Genomic DNA, 20,603 nt, shown 5'->3' with positions numbered 1-20,603 from the left:
CACGTCACCGACCTGCTGGATGCGGTCGGTCTTGTAGTCGCCGCGCACGAAGCCGGAGCCGTCCAGGCGGGCGTGGTTCTCCGGGTTGGAGAGGAAATCGAAGATCTCAGCCGCCGAGTGGTCGATCACGCGCTCGACGGTGATGGCGTTGGAATCAGTCATGACTCCACCGTGCCCGCCGCGGCGCCGGCTCGCATCCGGTCAGTGCTCGGCGCCGGTTCAGCGCTCGGCGCCGGTCCGCATCCGGCCAACGCTCGACACCGGTTCTCATCCGGTCGGACTTCGGCGCCGAATTCACCGTGGGTTCACCCCGTACTCCCGAGCCGGACCGACGAGGGTGCCAGGATGGAGTGTCCGTTTCATGGTGCAGATAGGAAGTGGTCGCGTGTCGCGGTCTGTTGGTCGTCGGGCGGTACTGGCATCGGTGGCGGTCTTCGCCGCCGGAGCTCTCGGGCTCGCGGGATGTTCCGAGCCCGCGGCCCCCGGATCCGGTGAGGGCACTGCGTCCTCGGAGGCCTCCGGCGAGGTGACCCTCTACACCTCGGAGCCGCAGGCCAAGATCGACGAGATCATCGCCGCGTTCAACGAGGAGCAGCCGGACATCGAGGTGAAGGTCTTCCGCGCCGGCACCGGCGACCTCAAGGCGCGCATCGAGGCCGAGAAAACCACCGGCGGGGTCGCCGCGGACATCCTGCTCGCCGCCGACGTGCCCACCTTCGAGGACTACAAGGACCAGGACCTCTTCCAGGAGTTCGAGCCCAGCGAGGCCGACGCCCTGTCCGACGTGGCGATCGACCCCGACGGGTTCTACGTCGGCACCCGCATCATCCCCACCGTGATCGCCTACAACACCACCGAGATCACCGAGCCGCCGACCTCGTGGGTCGAGCTCACGGAGCCCGAGTACGCCGACCGGATCATCCTGCCCAACCCGGACGTCTCCGGCGCCGCCGCCTTCAACGCCGCGGCGTGGAGCCTGCAGCCGGACCTGGGCGAAGAGTGGATCGAGCAGCTCGGCGCCAACAACCCGCAGGTCGCCGAGTCCAACGGGCCCGTCTCGCAGGCCGTCGCCGAGGGCTCCCGACCCGTCGGGATCGTCGTGGACTACCTCGTGCGCGATCTCGCCGCCCAGGGTTCGCCCATCGCCGTGAGCTATCCCGATGAGGGCGTCCCCTACATCACCCAGCCCGGTGCCGTGTTCGCCGACGCGCCCAACCCCGAGGCCGCGAAGCTCTTCCTCGACTTCCTCGTCTCCAAGAAGGGCCAGGAGATCGCCGTCGACCAGAGCTACCTCCCCGTGCGCGAGGACGCCGGAAGCCCCGAGGGCGCCCCCGCACTCGCCGACATCGTCCTCTTCGACCAGGACCTCGAGGCGATCGCCGCCTCCCGCGACGACGCCGTGGCCGCTTTCAACGAGGCCGTCCGGTAGGTGGCGCTCCCACTCAGGCTGGCCCTGTGGGCGTCCCTCGCGGGCGTCATGGTGCTCCCCCTGGCCCTGGTCGTCTCGCTGGGACTGGGGGCCAACCTCCTCCCCGAACTCATCGACCAGGGCCTGCTCACGGCCACCGCCAACAGCCTCGTCAGCTCCCTGCTCTCGGCTGTCGGGGCCGTCATCATCGGGACGCTGATGGCGTTCCTGCTCGACCGCACCGACCTGCCGGGACGCGGGGCGCTGCGCCTGCTGCTGCTCACGCCGCTGTTCATCCCGCCCTTCATCGGGGCCATCGCGTGGAGCGGGCTGCTCACCGACGGCGGGCTCCTCGACCGGCTGTTCGGGTTCGCGCCGTGGAACTTCTACGGCGGGACGGGCGTCATCTTCCTGCTCACCCTGCACGCCTACCCCATGGCGTACTTCGTCGTCGCGGCCGCGCTCCGACGGATCCCCGCGGAGCTCGAGGAGGCCTCCCGCCTCTCCGGTGCCCGCCCGACGCGCACCCACCTCGACGTCACCCTGCCCCTCATCCGGCCCGCCATGGCGGCGGCGTTCACCCTGACCTTCGTCAGCGGGGTCGGTGACTTCGGCATCCCCGTGATCGTGGGTCTGCCCGCCGGGTACGAGACGCTATCGACGATGGTCTACCGGTTCCTCGAATCGGGGTCCGTGGTCTCGCCGCTGCAGACCGTCTCCCAGATCGGGGTGGTGCTGCTGCTCATCGGCGTCCTGGGGACGCTGCTCGACCGGCAGGTCACCAAGGGGTCGGTCGAGTTCGGTGGCACCGGGCGGCCCGCCGCGCCGCAGGTCCTCGGCCGGTCGCGACTGCCCCTGACCGTGATCGCGTGGACCGTCAGCGTCCTCGTCACCCTCGCCCCGCTCGTCGGCCTGGCGGTCCGGGCCCTCCTCCCCGCACCGGGCGTGCCCCTCACGCTGGAGACCGCGACCCTGGACAACTTCCGTCGGGCGCTGACCGCCTCCACCACGATCGACGGCGTAACGAACTCCGTCGTCCTCGCGTTCGGAGCGGCGCTCATCTGCGGCGTCCTCGGACTGCTCGTCGGACTGTTCACCACCCGCTTGGCCGGACGCGACCGCGAGCCGCTGCTCATGTCGGTGCTGCTGCCGCAGGCCGTCCCCGGCCTCGTCATCGCCACGGGGTGGCTCATCCTCGGCCGCTACACCGGGCTGTTCAACACCCGCTGGGTCATCCTCGGCGCGTACGTCACCGCGTTCACCGCGATCGTGGTCCAGACCGTCCGCGGCCCACTGGCGGGGATCCACTCGTCGATGGAGGAGGCCGCCCGGATCGGCGGCGCGAAGGCGCTGCGCTCGCGGATCGACACGAGCGTGCGCATGGCCCTGCCCGCCGCCGGGATCGGCTCGGTCATGGTCGCCGTGACCGCGGTGCGGGAGCTCACGCTCTCCGTCCTGCTCGTGGCGCCGGGCACCCAGACGCTCGGCGTGGTGATCTTCCAATACCAGCGGGCCGGGGACTACAACGCCTCCTCCGCCCTGTCCGTGGTGCTCATGGCGGTGGGCCTGCTCGTCCTGGCCGCCTTCGGCGCCCGCTACACCCGGCCCGACACCGGGTCCGACGCCGCATCCGGGAGGATCCGTGCCTGAACTCGACGCCCGCGGCGTCAGCGTCCGCTTCGGCGAGACCGTCGCCCTGGAGGACCTCGACGTCCGCGTGGACTCCGGCCGGATCCTCGCCCTCGTGGGCCCGTCCGGCTCCGGCAAGTCCACCTTCCTCCGCGCCGTCGCCGGGTTCGAGCGCCCCTCGGCGGGCACGATCCGGGTCGGCGACCGCACCCTCGTCGGCGACGGGATCCACCTCCCGCCCGAGGAGCGCGGCCTCGGCATGGTCTTCCAGCACCACGCCGTGTGGCCCCACCTCAGCGTGGCGGACAACGTCGCCTACCCGCTGCGCCGCGCGAAGGTGCCGACCGCACGCCGACGCGCGTTCGTCGCCGAGGCGCTCGAGACCGTCGAACTGGGCGAGTTCGCCCGGCGCCGGCCGGACACCCTGTCCGGTGGGCAGCGTCAGCGTGTCTCACTCGCCCGGGCCATCGTCGCGCGACCGGGCGTCCTGCTCCTTGACGAGGCCCTGTCCGCGCTCGACGAGCCGCTGCGCGCCTCGCTCCGGCTGGTCCTGCGCCGACTGGCCGCCGAGCACGACCTCACGATGATCCACGTGACCCACGACCGGGACGAGGCTCTCGCGCTCGGCGACGAGGTGGCCGTGCTGCACCGGGGACGACTCGTGCAGTGCGATGTGCCCGACCGGTTGGACGCCGCGCCGAACAGCGCCTTCGTCGCCGGGTTCCTGCACGACGCCACGCTCGTCGACGGGACGGTCGACGGCGGCGGGTTCCGCTCCGACGACGGGGGCATCACGCTCGGTGCCGACGTCCTCACCGGGCCGGCCGGCACGGTGACCGGCCCCGCCACCCTCGCCCTGCTCCCCGGCGGACTCGACCTGGCCGCGCCCGAAAGGGCGCCGGGACGCATCGGCGCGGAGTTCGTCACCTCCCTCTACGGTCGTAGCGGGAGGACGGTCATCTGCCGCCACGGCGATACCGAGCTGAGGGTCCTCGCCCCGGCCGGGGCCGCGGTGCCAGGCCGGGTCGGCGAGCCCGTGGGCGTCGACGTCCGGCGTGGCTTCGTCTACCCGAGGAACTGACCCCGGCGCGGGCGAAGCCGCTACCGCACCAGTCTCGGCGCGCGGCCCGCCGCGGTGTCAGCCCTGGCGCGCCACCGCCCGGCCGATGAGGCGCGTCGAGGCGAGGAACGGCACGCGGGAGAAGCGCTTGGAGTACCAGAAGACCGTGGCCAGGGCGTCGGGGGTGATGACCACCCGGCGGGCCTCGATGCCGCGCACCGACCGCCGGGCGATGATCTCCGACGTCAGGTGCGTCCGTGTGAGCAGCTTCCGCGCCATCTCGTCCGCCTTCGGGTCGTCACCGGAGAGCGACTCCGCCAGACCCGACCGGAAGAACTGCGGGCAGATCACCGACGTCGACACCCCGCGCGGCCGCAGCTCGGCGTCGAGGGTCTCCCCCAGCGCGACCGCGGCGGCCTTGGTCGCGTTGTAGGCCCCCATCTTGGGCGCGTGGACGAGTCCCGCCGCCGAGGCGGTGATGACCAGACGTCCGCCCCGCCCGAGCTTCGGCGCGAGCGCGCGACAGCCCCGCACGACGCCGAGCAGGTTGATGTCCACGATCCGCTGCCACGACTCCATGGACGTGGTCTGCAGGGATCCGCCGACCGCGATGCCCGCGTTGTTGACGAGGATGTCCAGTGAGTCGATGTCCTCGGCGGCGGCCGCCCAGTCGGCATCGGATGTGACGTCCAGGCGGCGGTACGACCACCGCCCGGGCAGCCCCTGCACCGCGGCGGGCGGATCGGCGTGGACGTCGGTGAGGATCACCTCGTCGCCGAGCGCCAGATACTCCCGGGCCAGCGCCAGGCCCAGCCCCGAGGCCGCCCCGGTGATGAGCACGCGTCTGCCCGGCCCGTCGGAGGCGGCCCGCGCGGACAGTCCGGCGTTCCGGCGTGGAAGGGAACGGGTCATGATCGGGCCACCTCGTCGTCGTCGCTCATCTCGGTCACCTCACGCACGGCGGCACCACCGGCGCCACCCGGTGCGCGGCGGGCGCCGGTCAGGACCACGTCCTCCCCGAACGCCATCTCGCGGCGCTGGTCACCGAACGCGAGCTCGGGGATCTCCACCAGGAAGTTCTGGACGTAGCGCCACGGTCGCGAGGCGCCCTGCTTGGGGAACAGGTGACCGTCGCGCCGGATGTAGCCGGCGTCGAAGTCCAGCAGGAGCTGATCGGCCGGGCCGTCGGGCAGCCGCGGCGCGTAGACCTCCTCGCCGGTCCCCCACAGGCGGACCATGTAGCGGGAGACCATGTCCGCGCGCAGGGTCCACGACGAGTTGATGTAGCCCACGGTGAAGCTGACGTTGGGCACGCCCGCCAGCATCATGCCGCGGTAGGTGGCCAGCGACGGGATGTCGAGCGGCTCGCCGTCGATGCTCAGCGTGCCGCCCCCGAAGACCTGCAGCCGCAGGCCGGTCGCGGTGATGATGACGTCCGCGTCGACGTGCTCGCCCGTGGTGAGGCGGATGCCGGTCTCGGTGAACCGGTCGATGTGTCCGGTCACCACCCGTGCGGCGCCGCGGCGCATGGCGCGGAAGATGTCGCCGTCGGGGGCCTTGCACACGCGCTGGTCCCACGGCCGGTACGGCGGCGTGAAGTGCCGGTCGATCTCCTCCGCCGGCAGGTAGCGGCGCTGCATCGCCCGCAGCGCCGCCTTGAACAGCCACGGCAGGCGCTGCGCGATCACGAACTGCGCGGTGTCGCGCGCGCCGTGGTTGAGCCGGGCCACCCGGTGGTCCCACGGCGCCGGTAGCAGCCGCCTCCACACCGCGCTGATGACGTCCTTCTCCGGCAGTGGGCCGATGTAGCTCGGGGTGCGCTGCAGCATCGTCACGTCCGCGCCGAGGTCCACCAGCGCCGGGACCAGCGTCACCGCGGTCGCGCCCGAGCCGATCACCACGAACCGTCGGCCGGCGTAGTCGAGGTCCTCCGGCCACTGCTGCGGGTGGATGATCCGCCCGCGGAAGTCCTCCTCGCCGGGGAACTCCGGGCGGAATCCCTCGGAGTGCGAGTAGTAGCCCGAGCCGAAGTGCACGCGGCGGGCCCACACGATGCGCTCGCCGTCCGCGGTCCGGCAGGTCACGCGGTACAGCTGCACGTCGCTACGCCAGTCGGCGTCCGCCACCCACGAGCCCAGGTGGAGACGGTCGAGCGCGCCGGCCTCGCGGGCGGTGTCGCGGATGTACTCCTTGATGTCCTCGCCGTTGCCGAGCGTCGAGTCGTGGGGCCAGGGACGGAAGGGGAAGCCGAAGGTCGCCATGTCCGAGTCCGAGCGGATGCCCGGGTAGCGGAATGTGTGCCAGGTCCCGCCCAGGTCGTCGTGGACGTCGTGGATCTCCCAGCGCCAGTCCGGGAAGGCGCGGTGGACGTGGTGGGCCAGGTCGATCCCCGACATCCCCGCTCCGACGATGAGCAGGTCCAGCGGGTCGGCGGACTCGGTGCCCAGCCCGTCCGAGAGGTGGGTGCTACCAGTCATGCCACGTACCGTAACCGCCCGCGGCGAGCGATGGTTTCCGTAATGCGCCAACAAGTTGCTCTTTCGCGCCACGTCGCCCAGAGTGCTCCCATGGCGTTCATCCGATCCGCGGGGCTGCGGGGCGTCCGCGCCGTCGTGGCCGGGCTCGGCGGCGACGCCGACGACCTCGCGCGGCGATCCGGCCTGCCCCACGGCGCCCTGGACAGCGACGAGATGCTGGTCGAGGACCTGTCGATCGCGCTCCTGCTGGAGACCGCGGCCGCCGAACTCGGACGTCCCGACCTCGGGCTCCGCGTGGCCGAACACCAGGACCTCGACATGCTCGGCCCCGTCGCGGTGGTCGTGAAGAACGCGCGGACCACCACCGAGGCGCTCGAGATGACCTCCAAGTACCTGTTCTTCCACTCGAGGTCGATCGAGATCACCGTCGTCCCCGATCCGCGCGGCGAGCCGGACGTGTTGGGCGTGCGGTTCGGCTACCGGGACCCCGCCCAACTCATCCCGCCCCAGGCCGTCGACCTCGTGCTGCTCTTCCTGCACCGGGCCATGCGCACCGTGCTCGGCGGCGACTACGGGCTGCTCTCCGTCGAGCTCCCGGGCCCGCTCAACACCGACGCCACGCAGTACGAGTCGCTCTTCGGCGCGCCGGTCACGCCGTCGACACCGTCCGCCGTCCTGCGCGTGCCGTCCGATCTTCTGGGCCGGGAGATCTCGGGCGGCGACGACGCCGTGCAACAGTTGGCGCTGCGGTACCTCGAGCAGCACGTGCCCACCGACCGCCGGAGCCTGACCGACCGGACCCGCGCGGCGCTCCACCAGTCCCTCGACGCCGGCGCCTCGTCCCTCGCGCGGATCGCCGGGCTGCTGTCCATGTCACCCCGCTCGCTGCAGCGCGGCCTGGCGGGCGAGGGCACGAGCTTCTCCGCGGTCCGCGACGAGGTCCGCCGTGAGGTCGCCGCGCGGCTGCTCACCACCACGGAGATCCCGCTGTACCAGATCGCCTCGGCCCTCGACCTCGGCGACGCGACCACTTTCAGCCAGTACGCGCGCCGGTGGTGGGGCATGACCGCGCGCGAGGTCCGGCACGGCCGCGGCGGGGTGGGACAATCGACCCCATGAGCGAGAACCCGTCGTCCGACCCCCTGGCGATGCTCCGTTCCGGACGCGGCCTGCCGGACGCCGCCGAGGCCGACGACCCGATCCGCGAACAGCTCCTCGACGCGGCCGCCGCTCAATTCGAGAGTGTCGGGATCGCCCGGTCGACGATGAACGACATCACCCGGCGGGCGGGCCTGGCGCGGATGACCCTGTACCGCAGGTTCGCCAACAAGCAGGAGCTTGTGGAGGCGACGCTGCTGCGCGAGGCGTCGTGGTTCCTCGCGGACCTGCAGCGGGAGCTCGACGCGCACGAGTCCATCGAAGACAAACTCACCGAGGGCTTCGCGTTCACGGTGCAGACGCTCCGCGACCACGACCTGCTCAACCGCCTCCTCGAGACCGAGCCCGAGGCGACGGTCCCCCACTTCACCGTCCAGGGCGCGCCGCTCATCACCGCCGCCGCTCACTTCCTCGCCGCGGAGATCAGCCGCGCCGCCCCCGAGCCGCGCAGCGACGAGGAGGTGCTGGTCGTGGCCGAACTGACCGCCCGGCTGGTCGTCTCCTTCGTCCTCACGCCGTCGACGACCATCGACCTCGACGACCCCGCCGTCGCGCGGGCCTTCGCCCGGAACCACCTCGGTCCCCTCCTCGGCGCGCACCCGCAGCGCTGATTCCGCGCGGTGCGGACCCACAGCTGACCCGCGCGGTGCGCGCCGGCAGAGCTGACAATCCCCTCATGACTACTTGACGAATCGGCGGTCTGTGTCTAGCGTCAGGGACAAATAGATCGCGGATGTCTCTCTGTCCCATCCGCTGGATTCCACGCCTCCCGACCCGCCGGGTCGGTGACCGGAAGGAAGATCATGTCCGCAGCCGCACCCGCCCCCACGGCGAGCACAGACGAGTACGAGGACACGCTCCGCCGCCTGTCGCACGCCTCCGTGCACCGCAGCTTCGACCCGTTCAAGGACATCGCCTGGGACCACCCTGACTTCTCCGTGGACCCCACGGACGAGCGCTGGGTCCTGCCCGCCGGGATCGATCCGCTCGGTGGTCACCCCTGGTACAAGTCCCAGCCGCTCGAGAAGCGGATCGAGATCGGGCTGTGGCGTCAGGCCAACATCATGAAGGTGGGCCTGCAGTTCGAGAACATCCTCATCCGCGGGATCATGCAGTACGTCTTCAAGGCCGAGAACGGCTCCGCGGAGTTCCGGTACCTCACCCACGAGGCCACCGAGGAGTGCCACCACACGCAGATGTTCCAGCAGGGCGTCAACCAGATCGGGGCAGACGTCCCGGGCATGCCGCGCTGGATGCGTCGACTCTCCCCGATCCTCCCGCTGGCCGCCGGTCGCTTCCCGGTCGCGTTCTTCATCGGCGTACTGGCCGGCGAGGAGCCGATCGACCACACGCAGAAGCAGGTCCTGCGCAATTCGGACTCCCTGCCGCCGGTGCTGTCGCGGATCATGGAGATCCACGTCGCCGAGGAGGCGCGCCACATCTCGTTCGCGCACACCTACGTCGCGCGGAACGCCCCCAAGCTGTCCCGACGGGACGCGTACCTCGTCTCCCTGCTGTTCCCGGTGATCATGCGGGTGCTGTGCGACGCGATCCTCAAGCCGACCCGCGAGTTCCGGGAGACCTTCGACATCCCCGACGAGGTCGTCCGCGAACTGTACTGGGACAGCCCTGAGTCGCAGCGGTTCCTGTCCGACCTCTTCGGTGACGTCCGGATGCTCGCCGAGGAGTCGGGACTGATGAACCGGACGTCCCGCCGGCTGTGGAGGGCACTGAAGATCGACGGACGACCCTCGCGGTACCGCGGCGAGCCGCCCGTGGCGTTCCGCGACTGACCGCACCCTCCCGGACAGGCACCCACCCATGCCCCACGTCATCACCCAGGCCTGCTGCGCGGACGCCTCATGCGTCCACGCGTGCCCGGTCAACTGCATCCACCCGACGCCCGACGAGCCGGATTTCGCCACGGCGGAGATGCTCTACATCGACCCGGTGTCCTGCGTGGACTGCGGGGCGTGCGTGGGTGCGTGCCCGGTCGGGGCGATCGTGCCGCACACCGAGCTGGCCCCGGAGCAGCACGACTTCCTGCAGATCAACGCCGAACTGACCGGCGACGACCGCCCTTCCCGGCCGCAGGCGCGCGTCCCCACGCTCGTGCGCCTCGGCCCCACGCGCACGACCGTGCGGGTGGCCGTGGTGGGCGCCGGTCCGGCCGCGCTGTACGCCGCCGACGAACTGCTCCGCCAGCCCGGGGTGGAGGTGACGGTGTTCGAGCGACTGCCCGTGCCGCACGGCCTGGCCCGGCACGGGGTGGCGCCCGACCACACCAGCACGCGCGCGGTGGCCGACCTGTTCCGGGCGATCGAGGACCAGCCCGGGTTCGGGTACCGCCTCGGGGTGCACGTCGGCGAGGACGTCACGGCCGCGGAACTGGCGGCCCATCATCACGCGGTGGTGTACGCGACCGGCGCCGGCACGGACCGCCCGCTGGACATCCCCGGCACCGATCTGCCCGGGAGCACGTCGGCCACCGAGGTCGTGGCCTGGTACAACGACCACCCGGACCACGCGGACGCCCACGTCCCGCTGGATCACGAGCGCGCGGTGATCGTCGGCAACGGCAACGTGGCCCTCGACGTGGCGCGCATCCTCGCCACCGACCCGGAGCGGCTCGCCGACACCTCCATCGCCCGCCACGCCCTGGAGGCGCTGCGAGACAGCCGGGTCCGCGAAGTCGTGGTGCTCGGCCGCCGCGGCCCGGAGCACGCCGCGTTCACGCTGCCCGAGCTGGTCGGACTCGCCGCCCGGGACGACATCGACCTGCGCGTCGACGCCCCGGACGGCATCGACCCCGACGCCGCGACCCCCCGCCAGGGCCGGCTGAAGGCGGAGTACCTGGCCCGCATCGCGGCCCGCCCCGCCGGAGGGGAGGCGCCCGCGGACGGCCTCGACAGTCCCGACGGTCCCGACGACACCAGCGGCCCCGGCGACACCGAGCGCCGCCGGATCGTCCTGCGATTCCAGACCGCCCCGGTCGAGGTCGTGGGCACGGATCGGGCCGAGGGCCTGCGCGTGGTGCGCACCGACCTCGTCGGCGGCGAGACGGGCCGGGTCCGCGCCGTGCCCCGGCCCGGTTCGGAGGAGACCATCCCGGCGGGTCTCGTGCTGGGTTCGGTCGGCTACCGCGGTGTCGAGGTGCCGGGCGTGCCGTTCGACCCGGACACCGCGACGATCCCCAGCCGCGAGGGCCGCGTCCTCGACGCCGTCGACGGCAGCGTCGTCCCCGGCCTGTATGTCGTGGGCTGGATCAAGCGCGGCCCGCGCGGGTTCCTCGGCTCCAACAAGACGTGCGCGCGGGAGACCGTGAACTCACTGCTCGCCGACGCCAACGCGGGGCTGCTCCCGACGCCCCGGTCCGCGGCGGCGTTCGAGGAACTGCTCCGCGACCGCGGCCGCGGACCGGTCGGCGCCGCGGGCTGGGGTCGGCCGTTCGCTACGCCAGCCCGGACGCGTACTCGCTGAGCTGCGGCCGCGCCCCGTACGACCAGCCGGCGCCCGAACCGAGCCCGTGTCCGGCGACGCCGCCGTGGCCCGGGTCGCCGCCGCCCTCGCGGACGTGCGCCTCGACGCGGTCGACGATGGCCGCGCCGAGCCGCGTCAGCGGGGACGCCCCGCCCTCACCGGACTCGTACCGGGCCGCGTACTCGCGCTGCCCGTAGGTCGTCAGGACGGCGGCGGCGTCGTCGAGACGGCGGAGGAGTTGCGGCGACCACTGCGCGGGCTGCTGCGCCAGCTTGAGTCGGGCGGCCAGCCGCGGCCGGGTGTCCGGCAGGTCCTCGAGCAGCTCGTCGTAGACCTGGTCGGGGGCCAGGGTGGAGGCGCGGACGACGCCCCGCAGGAGGCAGTCCGGGAGCACGCCGCTCAGCGGGTCCCCCGGCACGGACACCCAGTGGGTGCGCTCGGGGATCGGGCCGCGTCGCAGGCCGGCCACGCCCTGCCCGCCGGGATCCGGGGTGCCGTCGAGCCAGCGGTCGCGCGGTCGGTACGGGTCGCCGATCATCCCGACGGCCACCACACGGTCGAGGTCTTCCGGGTGGGCGTCCATCCAGTCGTAGATGACGCGCGTGCCGCTGCAGACGCCGATGAGCACGAGGGGGTCCGACGGATGCAGGCGCACGAGCCGACTGAGGTCGGCCACGCCGGCGGCGGCCGCGGATTCCCAGGTGTGGGATCGCCGCGGGTTCACCTGCCCCGGGGTGGGCCACTGCACCCTGACAGCCTCCCGGGCACCTGTCCATTCAGCGAGGTTGTCGACGAACCGTCCAAGTATCCTCGAGGGCTGCCGGTAGCCGCCGCCGCTGTCCGCGATGGATATTCGCACTTCATGACCCCCAGGGGCGCCCACCGGCGCTCCGCGAGATTGATGTAACAACCTCAGTGTCATACGAACGGCTGACAAACAGCAGAGTTACTAAGCAAATGTTTCCTGTCAATACGCCTGTACTGTAATGAGTTTCGCCTCAGGTTCCGCAGAAGGTGACGTGCTTCGCGGCGTCCGGAGGGGCCGGTTGTGCGTAGCGCTCGCGCCCCGGGCGCTCGGTGTAGGGATCGGTGACGACGACGAGGAGTTCAGTGAACGGGCCCATGTCCCCTGCCGTGGCCGCGTCGAGGGCCTCTTCGACGAGGTGGTTGCGGGGGATGTAGAGCGGATTGGCACGGGCCATCGATCCCTGGTCGGGTCCGAGGGCCCGCCACGTCGAGAGCCAGCCCTCCGCCAGGGTGCCGACGTGCTCGCGGACCGGAGCGTTGTCGCCCGCCGCGGCCGCGCCGAGGGCGCGGAAGAAGCCGGTGTGGTCGGGCCGGGTCGCGTTGAGGAGCCGGGACAGCTCCTCGATCAGGTCGTTCGCCTCGGCGTCCGGGACCTCGGGCGACAGTCCCAGCTTGTCCCGCATCCCGGCCGTCCACGCCCGTTGGTACTTCTCCGGGAAGGTGTTGAGGACCTCGGTGAGCAGGCGGACCGCCTCCTCCGGTTCCGGGTCGACGAGCGGCACGAGGGTCTCGGCGAAGCGGGCGAGGTTCCACTGCAGCACCGGCGGCTGGTTGGCGTAGGCGTAGCGCCCGCCGGTGTCGATCGAGCTGAACACGGTCGCCGGGTCGAAGGTGTCCATGAACGCGCACGGCCCGTAGTCGATGGTCTCGCCGGAGATGGTCGTGTTGTCGGTGTTCATGACGCCGTGGATGAACCCGAGGAGCATCCAGCGCGCCACGAGGTCGGCCTGGCTGCCGACGACGGAGGCGAACAGCTCCAGGTACGGGTTCTCCGCGTCCGCGGCGTGCGGGTGGTGCCGGGCGATGGCGTGGTCGGCCAGCCGACGCAGCAGCTCGCCGTCGTCGGTCGACCGCGCGAACTGGAACGTCCCCACCCTCAGGTGGCTCGCGGCGACGCGCGCCAGCACCGCCCCCGGCAGCGGGGTCTCGCGGTACACGGTGTTGCCCGTGGCCACCACGGCGAGTGCGCGGGTGGTGGGCACGCCGAGGGCGTGCATCGCCTCGCTGATGAGGTACTCGCGCAGCATGGGACCGACCGCGGCCAGACCGTCGCCACCGCGCGCGAAGGGGGTCCTGCCCGAGCCCTTGAGGTGCAGGTCGCGACCGTCGGGCAGCTCGCCGAGCAGCAGCGCGCGCCCGTCGCCCAGCCGCGGCGAGTACCCGCCGAACTGGTGTCCGGCGTAGGCCTGGGCGACCGGCGTGGCGCCGTCCGGCACGTGGTTGCCGGTGAACAGCCGCACCCCCTCCTCACCGCGCAGGTACTCCGGATCCAGGCCCAGCTCGGCGGCCAGCGGCTCGTTGAGGGCGAGGAGGCGCGGATCCGACGCCTCGGCCGCCTTCCACGGCACGCCGAGCTCGGGGAACTCGGTGGCGTACCGGGAACCGAGGAAGACGGGCGATGCTGCCTGCGGGGTCATACACCGACGGTACGTCCGTGTGCGGTTCCGCGTCAGGCCAGAAGGACTGGGAGCCGCCGTCGATGGCTGAGCGGGACCGGGCTCGGCGGCGACGGACCCCACACACGCCGGGCTCCCTGGGCACGCCGGCCCGCTCGCCGACGCCGCCCGTCACGACGTCACCTGTCGACTGCTGCCCGGAAACCCCGCCGTCGGGCGCCGCCGTCCGGGGATCGACACGGCGCGCGACCCTCTAGAGTCAGGTCACCACATCGACGGAGGAGGCCCGGCATGGCCCGGAGGAAGCGCATCAGCGAACTGAACGACGCCCAGCGAGCGGGCCTGTGGGCGCTGGTCGCCCTGCAGATCTCGCTCGCCGTGTCCGCATGGGCGGACCTGGCCGCGCGGCCGGCCGCGAAGATCAACGGCTCCAAGGGCAAGTGGGCCGCGATCATCGTGGTCAACTTCATCGGGCCGATCCTCTACTTCACCCGCGGGCGGCGATAGTGCCCGTGGCCGGCCGGGGGCGGCGAACCTGATGCGTGTCCTGGTCACCGGCGGCGTGCGGTCCGGGAAGTCCCGGCACGCGGTGCGACTGCTCGCCGAGTCCGAGTCCACCTCCGGGATCGACGCGGTGACGTTCGTGGCACCGGGCCTCCCCGCCGACGAGCTCGACGATCCCGACTGGGCCAAGCGCGTCGCCCACCACCGCGCCCACCGGCCCGCGTCGTGGCGCACGGTCGAGTCTCCCGACGTGGCCACCGCCGTTCGCGAGGCACCGGGCCCGGTCCTCGTGGACTGCCTGGGCACCTGGCTCACCACGACGGTCGACGACCTCGGTCTGTGGGACGCCCCGGTCGACGAGGCCCGCGCGGCGGTCGACGAGCGTCTCGACGTGCTGTGCGCCGTCCTTGAGGATCGGACGGACGTGGTGCTGGTGACCAACGAGGTCGGCTCGGGGGTCGTACCGCAGTACCGCTCCGGCGCGGTGTTCCGCGACCTGCTCGGCGCGCTCAACCAGACCGTCGCCGAGTGCTGCGACGAGGTGCACCTGGTGGTGTGCGGGCGGGTGCTGACGCTGTGACGGCCGACCGGGCCGGGGCGGCGAGCGCGGCCGTGACCACCGGCCTGAGCGCGTTCCCCCTCACCCCGCTGCGCGACGACCGTGTCGACGAGCGCGCTTACGCAGGGCTCGTCGAGCGGTTGGTGCGCTCCGGGGTCGACACGGTCGGCGCCCTCGGCTCGACCGGCTCGTACGCGTACCTCGACCGGGCCGAGCGGCGCCGCGTGGCCGAGCTGACCGTGCAGAGCGCGGGCGACGTCCCGGTGATCGTCGGCATCAGCGCGCTGCGGACCTCTCACGTGCGGGCTCTCGCCCACGACGCGCAGGCGGCCGGGGCCTCGGCGGTGATGCTCGCCCCCATGAGCTACCAGCCGCTCACCGCCGACGACGTGGTCGGCCTCTACACCGACGTCGCGACCGAGCTGTCCGTCCCGATGGTGGTCTACGACAACCCCGGTACCACCCGGTTCGACTTCGCCCCCGAGCTCTACGCCCGCCTGGCGGAGCTGCCGGCGGTCGCGTCGGTCAAGATCCCACCGCCCCCGCCCGACGCGGAGGCCGCGCGCGAGCACATCGCGCGGCTCCGGACGGCCGTGCCCGCGCGCGTCGGGTTGGGGGTGTCCGGCGATCCCTCGGCCGCCGCGGCGCTCCTCGGTGGCTGCGCCTGCTGGTACTCCGTCCTCGCCGGCACGCTGCCCGACCCTACCCTCGAGATCGCCCGCGCGGCGCTGGCGGGCAACAGCGGGGAGGCGCTCGCCGCGTCGGACCGGCTCGCCCCGTTGTGGGACCTCTTCGCCCGGCACGGGAGCCTGCGGGTGGTGGCGGCCGTCGCCGAACTGCTCGGCCTCGCTCCGGACGACTGCCTGCCCCGGCCGCTCCTGGGTCTGCGCGGCGGTGACCGGGCCGAGGTGGAGACCGTCCTCACAGCACTGTCGCTGACGAAATAACAACAGGTTCACCCCGGCGGGCTCATACTTGAGCCGTCCCCTCGCCGGAGGTCCCCTTGTGAGCACCGAACAGATCACCGAGAAGACCGACGACCCCGCCGCCCGGTCCCCCTTCACCACCGCCGGCCACGCGGTCGCCACCGCTGCGAGACGCCTGCCCGTCACCGCCGTGATCGTCGCGGCACTGCTGGTCACGGGCCTGGTCTTCGAGACCCTGTGGCGCAGCGCCCGCGACGCCTCCTGGTTCCCCGACGTCGCCTACGGCGTGCCCGCGTTGGAGGGCGGTCGCTGGTGGACGCTGGCGACCGGGCCGTGGTTCGGGCTCACGCCGCTGCAGCACGTGTCGCTCCTCGTGCTGGTCGCGGCGGGGATCGGTGTGGGCGAATGGCGGCTCGGCCCCGCGCGGACGGCACTGGTGGCCGCAACCGGCCAGCTCATCGGCGTGCTCGGCGCGGTCGCGGTGATCGTGCCCGGGGACGCCGTCGGGTGGGAGTGGGCCACCGAGTTGTCCGTGCTGCTGGACGTCGGCTGTACGACCGCGGTGATCGCGGTCCTCGCCGCCGCCACCGCCACCCTGGTCTCGCCGTGGCGGCTCCGGGCTCGCGCGGTGCTGTACGGCTACGTGATCGTGTCGTTCCTGTTCGTCGGGAGTCTGGCCGATCTGACGCACTTCATCGCCTTCGTGGTGTTCCTGTTCGTCGGGGAGCGGTTCTTCTCCCGCACCGAACGGGGTCTGGCGCCCCGGACCCGCCGGGAGACCCGGCTGGTGGTCTCCGCGGGCATGTGGTTCATCGCGGCGGTCCACGTGGTGGTGTACGTCCTGCCGTCCGACGGTCCCCTCGGTCCGACGGAGGCCGACGACGTGAGCCTGGTCGGCATGCTCCTGTCCGTCCTCGTCGCCGCGGCGACCGCCGAGCTGCTCCGCCGCGGGTACCGGCACGCGTGGGGCGTGGCCCTGGCGTACGCCGTGGTCACCGCGACCGCCACCCTCGTCGTCACCGCCCTGGTCGTCGCCGCCGACTTCGAGTCGCTCGGCGCGGTCACCCTCGGCACCGGCCTGCTGTGGATCGGTGAGGCCGTCCTGCTGGTGGTGGGCCGCGGCGCGTTCGGCGTGCGGATCCGGCAGCGCGTCACCGGCTCCGGCGTCCACTCGGACGAGGTGGTCGATCGCGTCCGCGAGCTCATCCGGCGCCACGGGGGCAGCACGATGTCGTGGATGATCACGTGGCAGCCGATGAATTACTTCTTCGGTGGCAGCCGGGACGACGCGATCGGCGAGCCCGACGGCGTCGTGGGCTACCGCATGCACGTCGGCACGATCATCGCCCTCGCCGATCCCGTGGCGGACCCCGCCGACCGCGACACGCTCCTCACCTCGTTCGTCGACTTCGCCGAGGCCCAGGCCGCGGTACCGTGCCTGTTCTCGGTGTCGGGTGAGACGGCCGAGCGGATGCGCGCGCACGGCTGGCGGGCGCTGCAGATCGCCGAGGACACCATCATGGACCTGCCCGACCTGGAGTTCAGCGGGAAGAAGTGGCAGAAGATCCGCACCGCCATGAACAAGGCCACCAAGAGCGGCACGACGTTCGTCTCGGGGTCGCTGCGCGAGCAGCCGGCGTCCGTGCTGGCGCAGGTGCGGGAGATCTCCGAGCAGTGGGTCGGGGACAAGGAGTTGCCGGAGATGGGCTTCACCCTGGGGACGGTGGAGGAGGCGCTCGACGACGATGTGCGCATCGCCCTGGCCGTCGACTCGGACGGGGTCGTCCAGGCCGCCTTGTCGTGGTTGCCGGTCTACCGCGGCGGCCCCGACGGCGGCGTGCGCGGCTGGACGCTGGACCTCATGCGTAAGCGGAACGGCGCCGGCGCGAACAACATGGTCGAGTTCCTCATCGCCCGATCGGCCCTGCAGTTCAAGGAGGAGGGCGCCGACTACGTCTCGTTGTCCGGTGCCCCGTTGGCTCGCAGTGGGGACGACGACGACGAGGTGGCCGTCCTCGACCGCGGACTCGATCTGCTGGGTCAGGCGCTGGAGCCCTACTACGGGTTCCGGTCGCTGCACCACTTCAAGAGCAAGTTCAATCCGAGGATCGAGCCCGTGTATCTCTGTTTCCGGGACGAGGCGGATCTGCCGCGGATCGGTGTGGCGATCGGCCGGGCGTACCTGCCGGGGGCGACGACCCGCCAGCTCGCGGCCCTGGCCCGGTCGGGCGCGTCGGAGACCGTGGACGTCTAGCCTCCACCCTGCGCCGGCCATCAGGCCCGGCCCCCGACGCGGGCCCGGGCCCTCGGCCTCTCGGCAAGCCCCGGGCCCCCGCCCTCTCGGCGAGCCCCGAGCCCCGGGCTCATCGAGAAGACGGTTTGGCACGTCGCCTCTCGGGCGATACGGGCCAAACCGTCTTCTAGACGAGGGGTTTCTGCGAGAAGATCAGTCCGCGTCGAGGTCCTGCTCGATGAGGGCGGCGATCTCGGCGACGGCGTCGGCGTCGTCACCGCTCACCGTGACCTCGGCGCCCTTCTCCGCGCCGAGCGCCATGATGAGCATGGCGGAGGCGGCGTCGGCCTCCTCGCCGTCGAAGGTGATCTCGATGTCGGTGTCGTACTTCTCGGCGGCCTCGGCGATGATGCCGGCCGGGCGGGCGTGCAGGCCCTCGGCCGATCCGACGATGACGGTGGTGCTGGCCATGGTGTCTCCTCCTGTGGGGTGGGTGGCGGGGGCGCGGGGGTCCGTCTCCCCTGCCATCGTGCAGTGCGACCGGTCAGGCCGCGACCGGCTCGGCCGCGGCGGCCGGCGCCACTGCCGGCGTCCGGCGCGCCGACTTGGCGGTGACCACGGCCGCGCAGGCGACGAGCGTGCCGGCGAGGATCGCCACCAGGTAGCCCCACACCGGGCTGATCGCGAACACCACGAACAGTCCGCCGTGCGGTGCGTACGACTCCACCGAGAACGCCATGATCAGCGCGCCGGTCACGGCGCCGCCGGCCATCATCGACGGGATCACGCGCAGCGGGTCGGCGGCGGCGAACGGGATGGCGCCCTCGGAGATGAAGCTCGCGCCCAGCAGGAACGCGGCGCGGCCGTTCTCCTGCTCGGCCGGGCTGAACAGCCGCTTGCGCACGACCGTGGCCAGGCCCATCGCCAGCGGCGGCACCATACCGGCGGCCATCACGGCGGCCATGATCCGCAGAGTCGCCGGGTTGTCGGCGACGAGGCCCGCGGTGGCGAAGGTGTACGCGGCCTTGTTGACGGGCCCGCCGAGGTCGAAGCACATCATGAGGCCCAGGATCACGCCGAGCAGGATCACGGACGAGCCGGTCATGCCGCCGAGCCACGACTCCATGGCCGAGGTCAGCGAGGCGAGCGGCCGCCCGAGCAGCAGGAACATGAGCAGGCCGATGGCCAGCGAGCCGATGAGCGGGATGAGCACGACGGGCATGAGGCCGGAGAGCCAGCGCGGGGTCTTCCACGTGGTCATCCAGCGCACGAGGTAGCCGGCGAGGATGCCGGTGACCAGGGCGCCGATGAAGCCGGCGCCGAGGGTCGCGGACAGGGCGCCGCCGACGAAGCCGGGCGCGATGCCCGGGCGGTCGGCCAGGCCGTAGGCGATGTAACCGGACAGCACGGCGATCATGAAGCCCATCGCGGCCTGCCCGATCGCGAACAGCACCGCACCGATGTAGAGGCGCAGCCCGGTGTGCGTGAGCACCTCGGCGCCCGCGGTACCGGCGGAGACGATCTCACCGTCGAGGTACCAGACCTCGCCGGGCAGGTCGGTGAGCGTGAACGAGGTGGACAGCTCCTGCCACACGAACGCGACGTCGTAGCCGGCGAAGAGGAAGCCGAGCGCGAGGAGCAGGCCGCCGGCCGCGACGAACGGGATCATGTAGGACACGCCGGTCATCACCGCGCGCTGCAGTCCGCGGGCCCAGTGCTCGTCGGCGCCGGACGCGCCCGAGGCGGCGGTCCCCGAGCCGTCGCCGGAGTCGGCCGACACGCGCCGGGCGCGGGGGTCGCGCGCGGCGGCCAGCGCCTCGTCGAGGACCCGGTCGGGGGCGTCGATGGCCTTCTTCACGCCGTACTCGACGACGGGCTTGCCGGCGAAGCGGCCGCGGTCGCGGACGCCGACGTCGGTGGCGAACACGACCGCGTCGGCCGCCTCGATCACGCCCGGGTCGAGGGCCGTGGCGCCGGCCGAGCCCTGGGTCTCGACCTGCAGGTCGACGCCGCGGGCCTGCGCGGCCTGGGCGAGGGAGTCTGCGGCCATGTAGGTGTGGGCGATGCCGGTGGGGCACGCGGTCACCGCGACCAGGCGCAGCGGCGCGTCACCGTCACCGCTGGTGGGCGTCGCCGCACCGCCGCCGTCGGTGGTGGTCGCCGCACCGGCGCCGGGCGCCGCGGGAGCGGGCGACGACGAGGACGACGACGAGGCCTTCTGCTCCTGCGCGGCGAGCACCTTCTCGATGGCCGCGACCGCGTCCTCGGCCGTGGCGGCGGCCCGGAGGGAGTCCACGAACTCGGCCCGCACGAGGTTCCGCGCGAGCGTGGCGAGCAGCTTGAGGTGCTCCTTGCCGCCGCCGGCGGGGGCGCCGATCATCAGCACGAGGTCGGCGGGTCCGTCCTTGGCGCCGAAGTCGACGGGCGGGTCGAGTCGGGCGAACGCGAGGCTCGGCGAGGACACGGCCTCGGACTTGCAGTGCGGGATCGCGATCCCGCCCTTCATGCCGGTGGCCGCCTTGTCCTCACGGGCGAGCAGGTCGCGCACGAGGGCGTCGTGGTCATCGGCGCGCCCGGCGTCGACGAGGGTCCGGGCCAGCGCGCGGATCACCTCCTGCTTGGTGCCGCCGAGATCGGCGTCGAGCCGCACGGTGGCGGTCTCGATGATGGGCTGGTTCATGGCCGTGCTCCGTGTCGTGGTGAGAAGGGGTATCGCGGTGAAAAGGGGTGGGGCGGTGAGAAGGGG

General features: G+C 72.4%; 17 protein-coding genes and 1 pseudogene. 11 read left to right on the top strand and 7 right to left on the bottom strand.

Annotation, left to right across the window (positions count from 1 at the left end; all coding sequences use genetic code 11):
* A pseudogene (locus KHA85_RS19460) lies at positions 1 to 162 on the bottom strand (polyketide cyclase); the annotation flags it as partial.
* 262 nt (positions 163 to 424) lie between these two features.
* Between KHA85_RS19460 and KHA85_RS13675 the strand changes: the two are divergent.
* Genes KHA85_RS13675 through KHA85_RS13665 form a run of 3 tightly spaced genes read left to right on the top strand, consistent with a single transcriptional unit; the run spans position 425 to position 4,118 of the window.
* Positions 425 to 1,429 (top strand): ABC transporter substrate-binding protein, encoded by a 1,005-nt coding sequence (locus KHA85_RS13675; protein WP_213186215.1) that lies wholly within the window; start codon positions 425 to 427, stop codon positions 1,427 to 1,429.
* Positions 1,430 to 3,058 carry an ABC transporter permease gene (locus KHA85_RS13670; RefSeq protein ID WP_213186214.1) on the top strand — a complete coding sequence of 543 codons (1,629 nt, stop codon included), beginning with the start codon at positions 1,430 to 1,432 and terminating at the stop codon, positions 3,056 to 3,058.
* Positions 3,051 to 4,118, top strand: a complete 1,068-nt coding sequence (locus KHA85_RS13665) for an ABC transporter ATP-binding protein (RefSeq protein WP_213186213.1) — start codon at positions 3,051 to 3,053, stop codon at positions 4,116 to 4,118. Before KHA85_RS13670 ends, KHA85_RS13665 begins: the two co-directional genes overlap by 8 nt.
* A 57-nt stretch (positions 4,119 to 4,175) precedes the next feature.
* Here KHA85_RS13665 and KHA85_RS13660 read toward each other — a convergent pair whose 3' ends face one another.
* Together KHA85_RS13660 and KHA85_RS13655 are read right to left on the bottom strand one after the other, a co-directional pair.
* The gene (locus KHA85_RS13660; RefSeq protein WP_236885697.1) at positions 4,176 to 5,009 is read right to left on the bottom strand and encodes an SDR family NAD(P)-dependent oxidoreductase; all 834 of its coding nucleotides are present in this window, start codon (positions 5,007 to 5,009) and stop codon (positions 4,176 to 4,178) included.
* Entirely contained in the window at positions 5,006 to 6,574 is a 1,569-nt protein-coding gene (locus KHA85_RS13655) for a flavin-containing monooxygenase (protein WP_213186212.1), read from the bottom strand. The genes KHA85_RS13660 and KHA85_RS13655 overlap by 4 nt, the downstream gene beginning before the upstream one ends.
* A 90-nt stretch (positions 6,575 to 6,664) precedes the next feature.
* On the opposite strand from KHA85_RS13655, the gene KHA85_RS13650 reads away from it, so the two are divergent.
* The 4 genes from KHA85_RS13650 to KHA85_RS13635 all read left to right on the top strand — a co-directional run bounded on the left by KHA85_RS13650 (position 6,665) and on the right by KHA85_RS13635 (position 11,212).
* A complete protein-coding gene (locus tag KHA85_RS13650) occupies positions 6,665 to 7,693 on the top strand; it encodes an AraC family transcriptional regulator (RefSeq protein WP_213186211.1) in 1,029 nt (342 codons plus the stop codon).
* The gene (locus KHA85_RS13645; protein ID WP_213186210.1) at positions 7,690 to 8,343 is read left to right on the top strand and encodes a TetR/AcrR family transcriptional regulator; all 654 of its coding nucleotides are present in this window, start codon (positions 7,690 to 7,692) and stop codon (positions 8,341 to 8,343) included. Before KHA85_RS13650 ends, KHA85_RS13645 begins: the two co-directional genes overlap by 4 nt.
* A 192-nt stretch (positions 8,344 to 8,535) precedes the next feature.
* On the top strand, positions 8,536 to 9,525 hold the full coding sequence (locus KHA85_RS13640; RefSeq protein ID WP_213186209.1) for an AurF N-oxygenase family protein: 990 nt from the start codon (positions 8,536 to 8,538) through the stop codon (positions 9,523 to 9,525).
* A 28-nt stretch (positions 9,526 to 9,553) separates the two neighbouring features.
* The gene (locus KHA85_RS13635; protein ID WP_213186208.1) at positions 9,554 to 11,212 is read left to right on the top strand and encodes an FAD-dependent oxidoreductase; all 1,659 of its coding nucleotides are present in this window, start codon (positions 9,554 to 9,556) and stop codon (positions 11,210 to 11,212) included.
* Here KHA85_RS13635 and KHA85_RS13630 read toward each other — a convergent pair.
* Together KHA85_RS13630 and KHA85_RS13625 are read right to left on the bottom strand one after the other, a co-directional pair.
* A complete protein-coding gene (locus KHA85_RS13630) occupies positions 11,184 to 11,960 on the bottom strand; it encodes a hypothetical protein (protein WP_213186207.1) in 777 nt (258 codons plus the stop codon). The two genes, KHA85_RS13635 and KHA85_RS13630, sit on opposite strands and share 29 nt — an antisense overlap.
* Before the next feature lie 250 nt (positions 11,961 to 12,210).
* Positions 12,211 to 13,656: a protein adenylyltransferase SelO gene (locus KHA85_RS13625; RefSeq protein ID WP_213186206.1), complete on the bottom strand. Its 1,446-nt coding sequence runs from the start codon at positions 13,654 to 13,656 to the stop codon at positions 12,211 to 12,213.
* Between the two features lie 270 nt (positions 13,657 to 13,926).
* Between KHA85_RS13625 and KHA85_RS13620 the strand changes: the two genes are divergently transcribed.
* Genes KHA85_RS13620 through KHA85_RS13605 form a run of 4 tightly spaced genes read left to right on the top strand, consistent with a single transcriptional unit; the run spans position 13,927 to position 17,878 of the window.
* Positions 13,927 to 14,142, top strand: coding sequence for a PLDc N-terminal domain-containing protein (locus KHA85_RS13620; protein ID WP_213186205.1), 216 nt, complete (start codon positions 13,927 to 13,929; stop codon positions 14,140 to 14,142).
* Positions 14,143 to 14,173: 31 nt separating this feature from the next.
* Positions 14,174 to 14,719 carry a bifunctional adenosylcobinamide kinase/adenosylcobinamide-phosphate guanylyltransferase gene (locus KHA85_RS13615; RefSeq protein ID WP_007629215.1) on the top strand — a complete coding sequence of 182 codons (546 nt, stop codon included), beginning with the start codon at positions 14,174 to 14,176 and terminating at the stop codon, positions 14,717 to 14,719.
* Positions 14,716 to 15,645 (top strand): dihydrodipicolinate synthase family protein, encoded by a 930-nt coding sequence (locus KHA85_RS13610; RefSeq protein WP_308936958.1) that lies wholly within the window; start codon positions 14,716 to 14,718, stop codon positions 15,643 to 15,645. The genes KHA85_RS13615 and KHA85_RS13610 overlap by 4 nt, the downstream gene beginning before the upstream one ends.
* Positions 15,646 to 15,703: 58 nt before the next feature.
* A complete protein-coding gene (locus tag KHA85_RS13605; RefSeq protein WP_213186203.1) occupies positions 15,704 to 17,878 on the top strand; it encodes a bifunctional lysylphosphatidylglycerol flippase/synthetase MprF in 2,175 nt (724 codons plus the stop codon).
* A 192-nt stretch (positions 17,879 to 18,070) separates the two neighbouring features.
* Here KHA85_RS13605 and KHA85_RS13600 read toward each other — a convergent pair whose 3' ends face one another.
* Both KHA85_RS13600 and KHA85_RS13595 read right to left on the bottom strand, forming a co-directional pair.
* Positions 18,071 to 18,328: an HPr family phosphocarrier protein gene (locus tag KHA85_RS13600; RefSeq protein ID WP_007629212.1), complete on the bottom strand. Its 258-nt coding sequence runs from the start codon at positions 18,326 to 18,328 to the stop codon at positions 18,071 to 18,073.
* A gap of 73 nt (positions 18,329 to 18,401) precedes the next feature.
* Positions 18,402 to 20,537, bottom strand: coding sequence for a PTS fructose transporter subunit IIABC (locus tag KHA85_RS13595; RefSeq protein ID WP_213186202.1), 2,136 nt, complete (start codon positions 20,535 to 20,537; stop codon positions 18,402 to 18,404).
* Positions 20,538 to 20,603 lie beyond the last annotated feature (66 nt).

It is taken from the genome of Dietzia massiliensis, from assembly GCF_018390595.1.
GTDB lineage: Bacteria > Actinomycetota > Actinomycetes > Mycobacteriales > Mycobacteriaceae > Dietzia > Dietzia massiliensis.
This window is presented reverse-complemented; position numbering and strand designations above follow the sequence as displayed.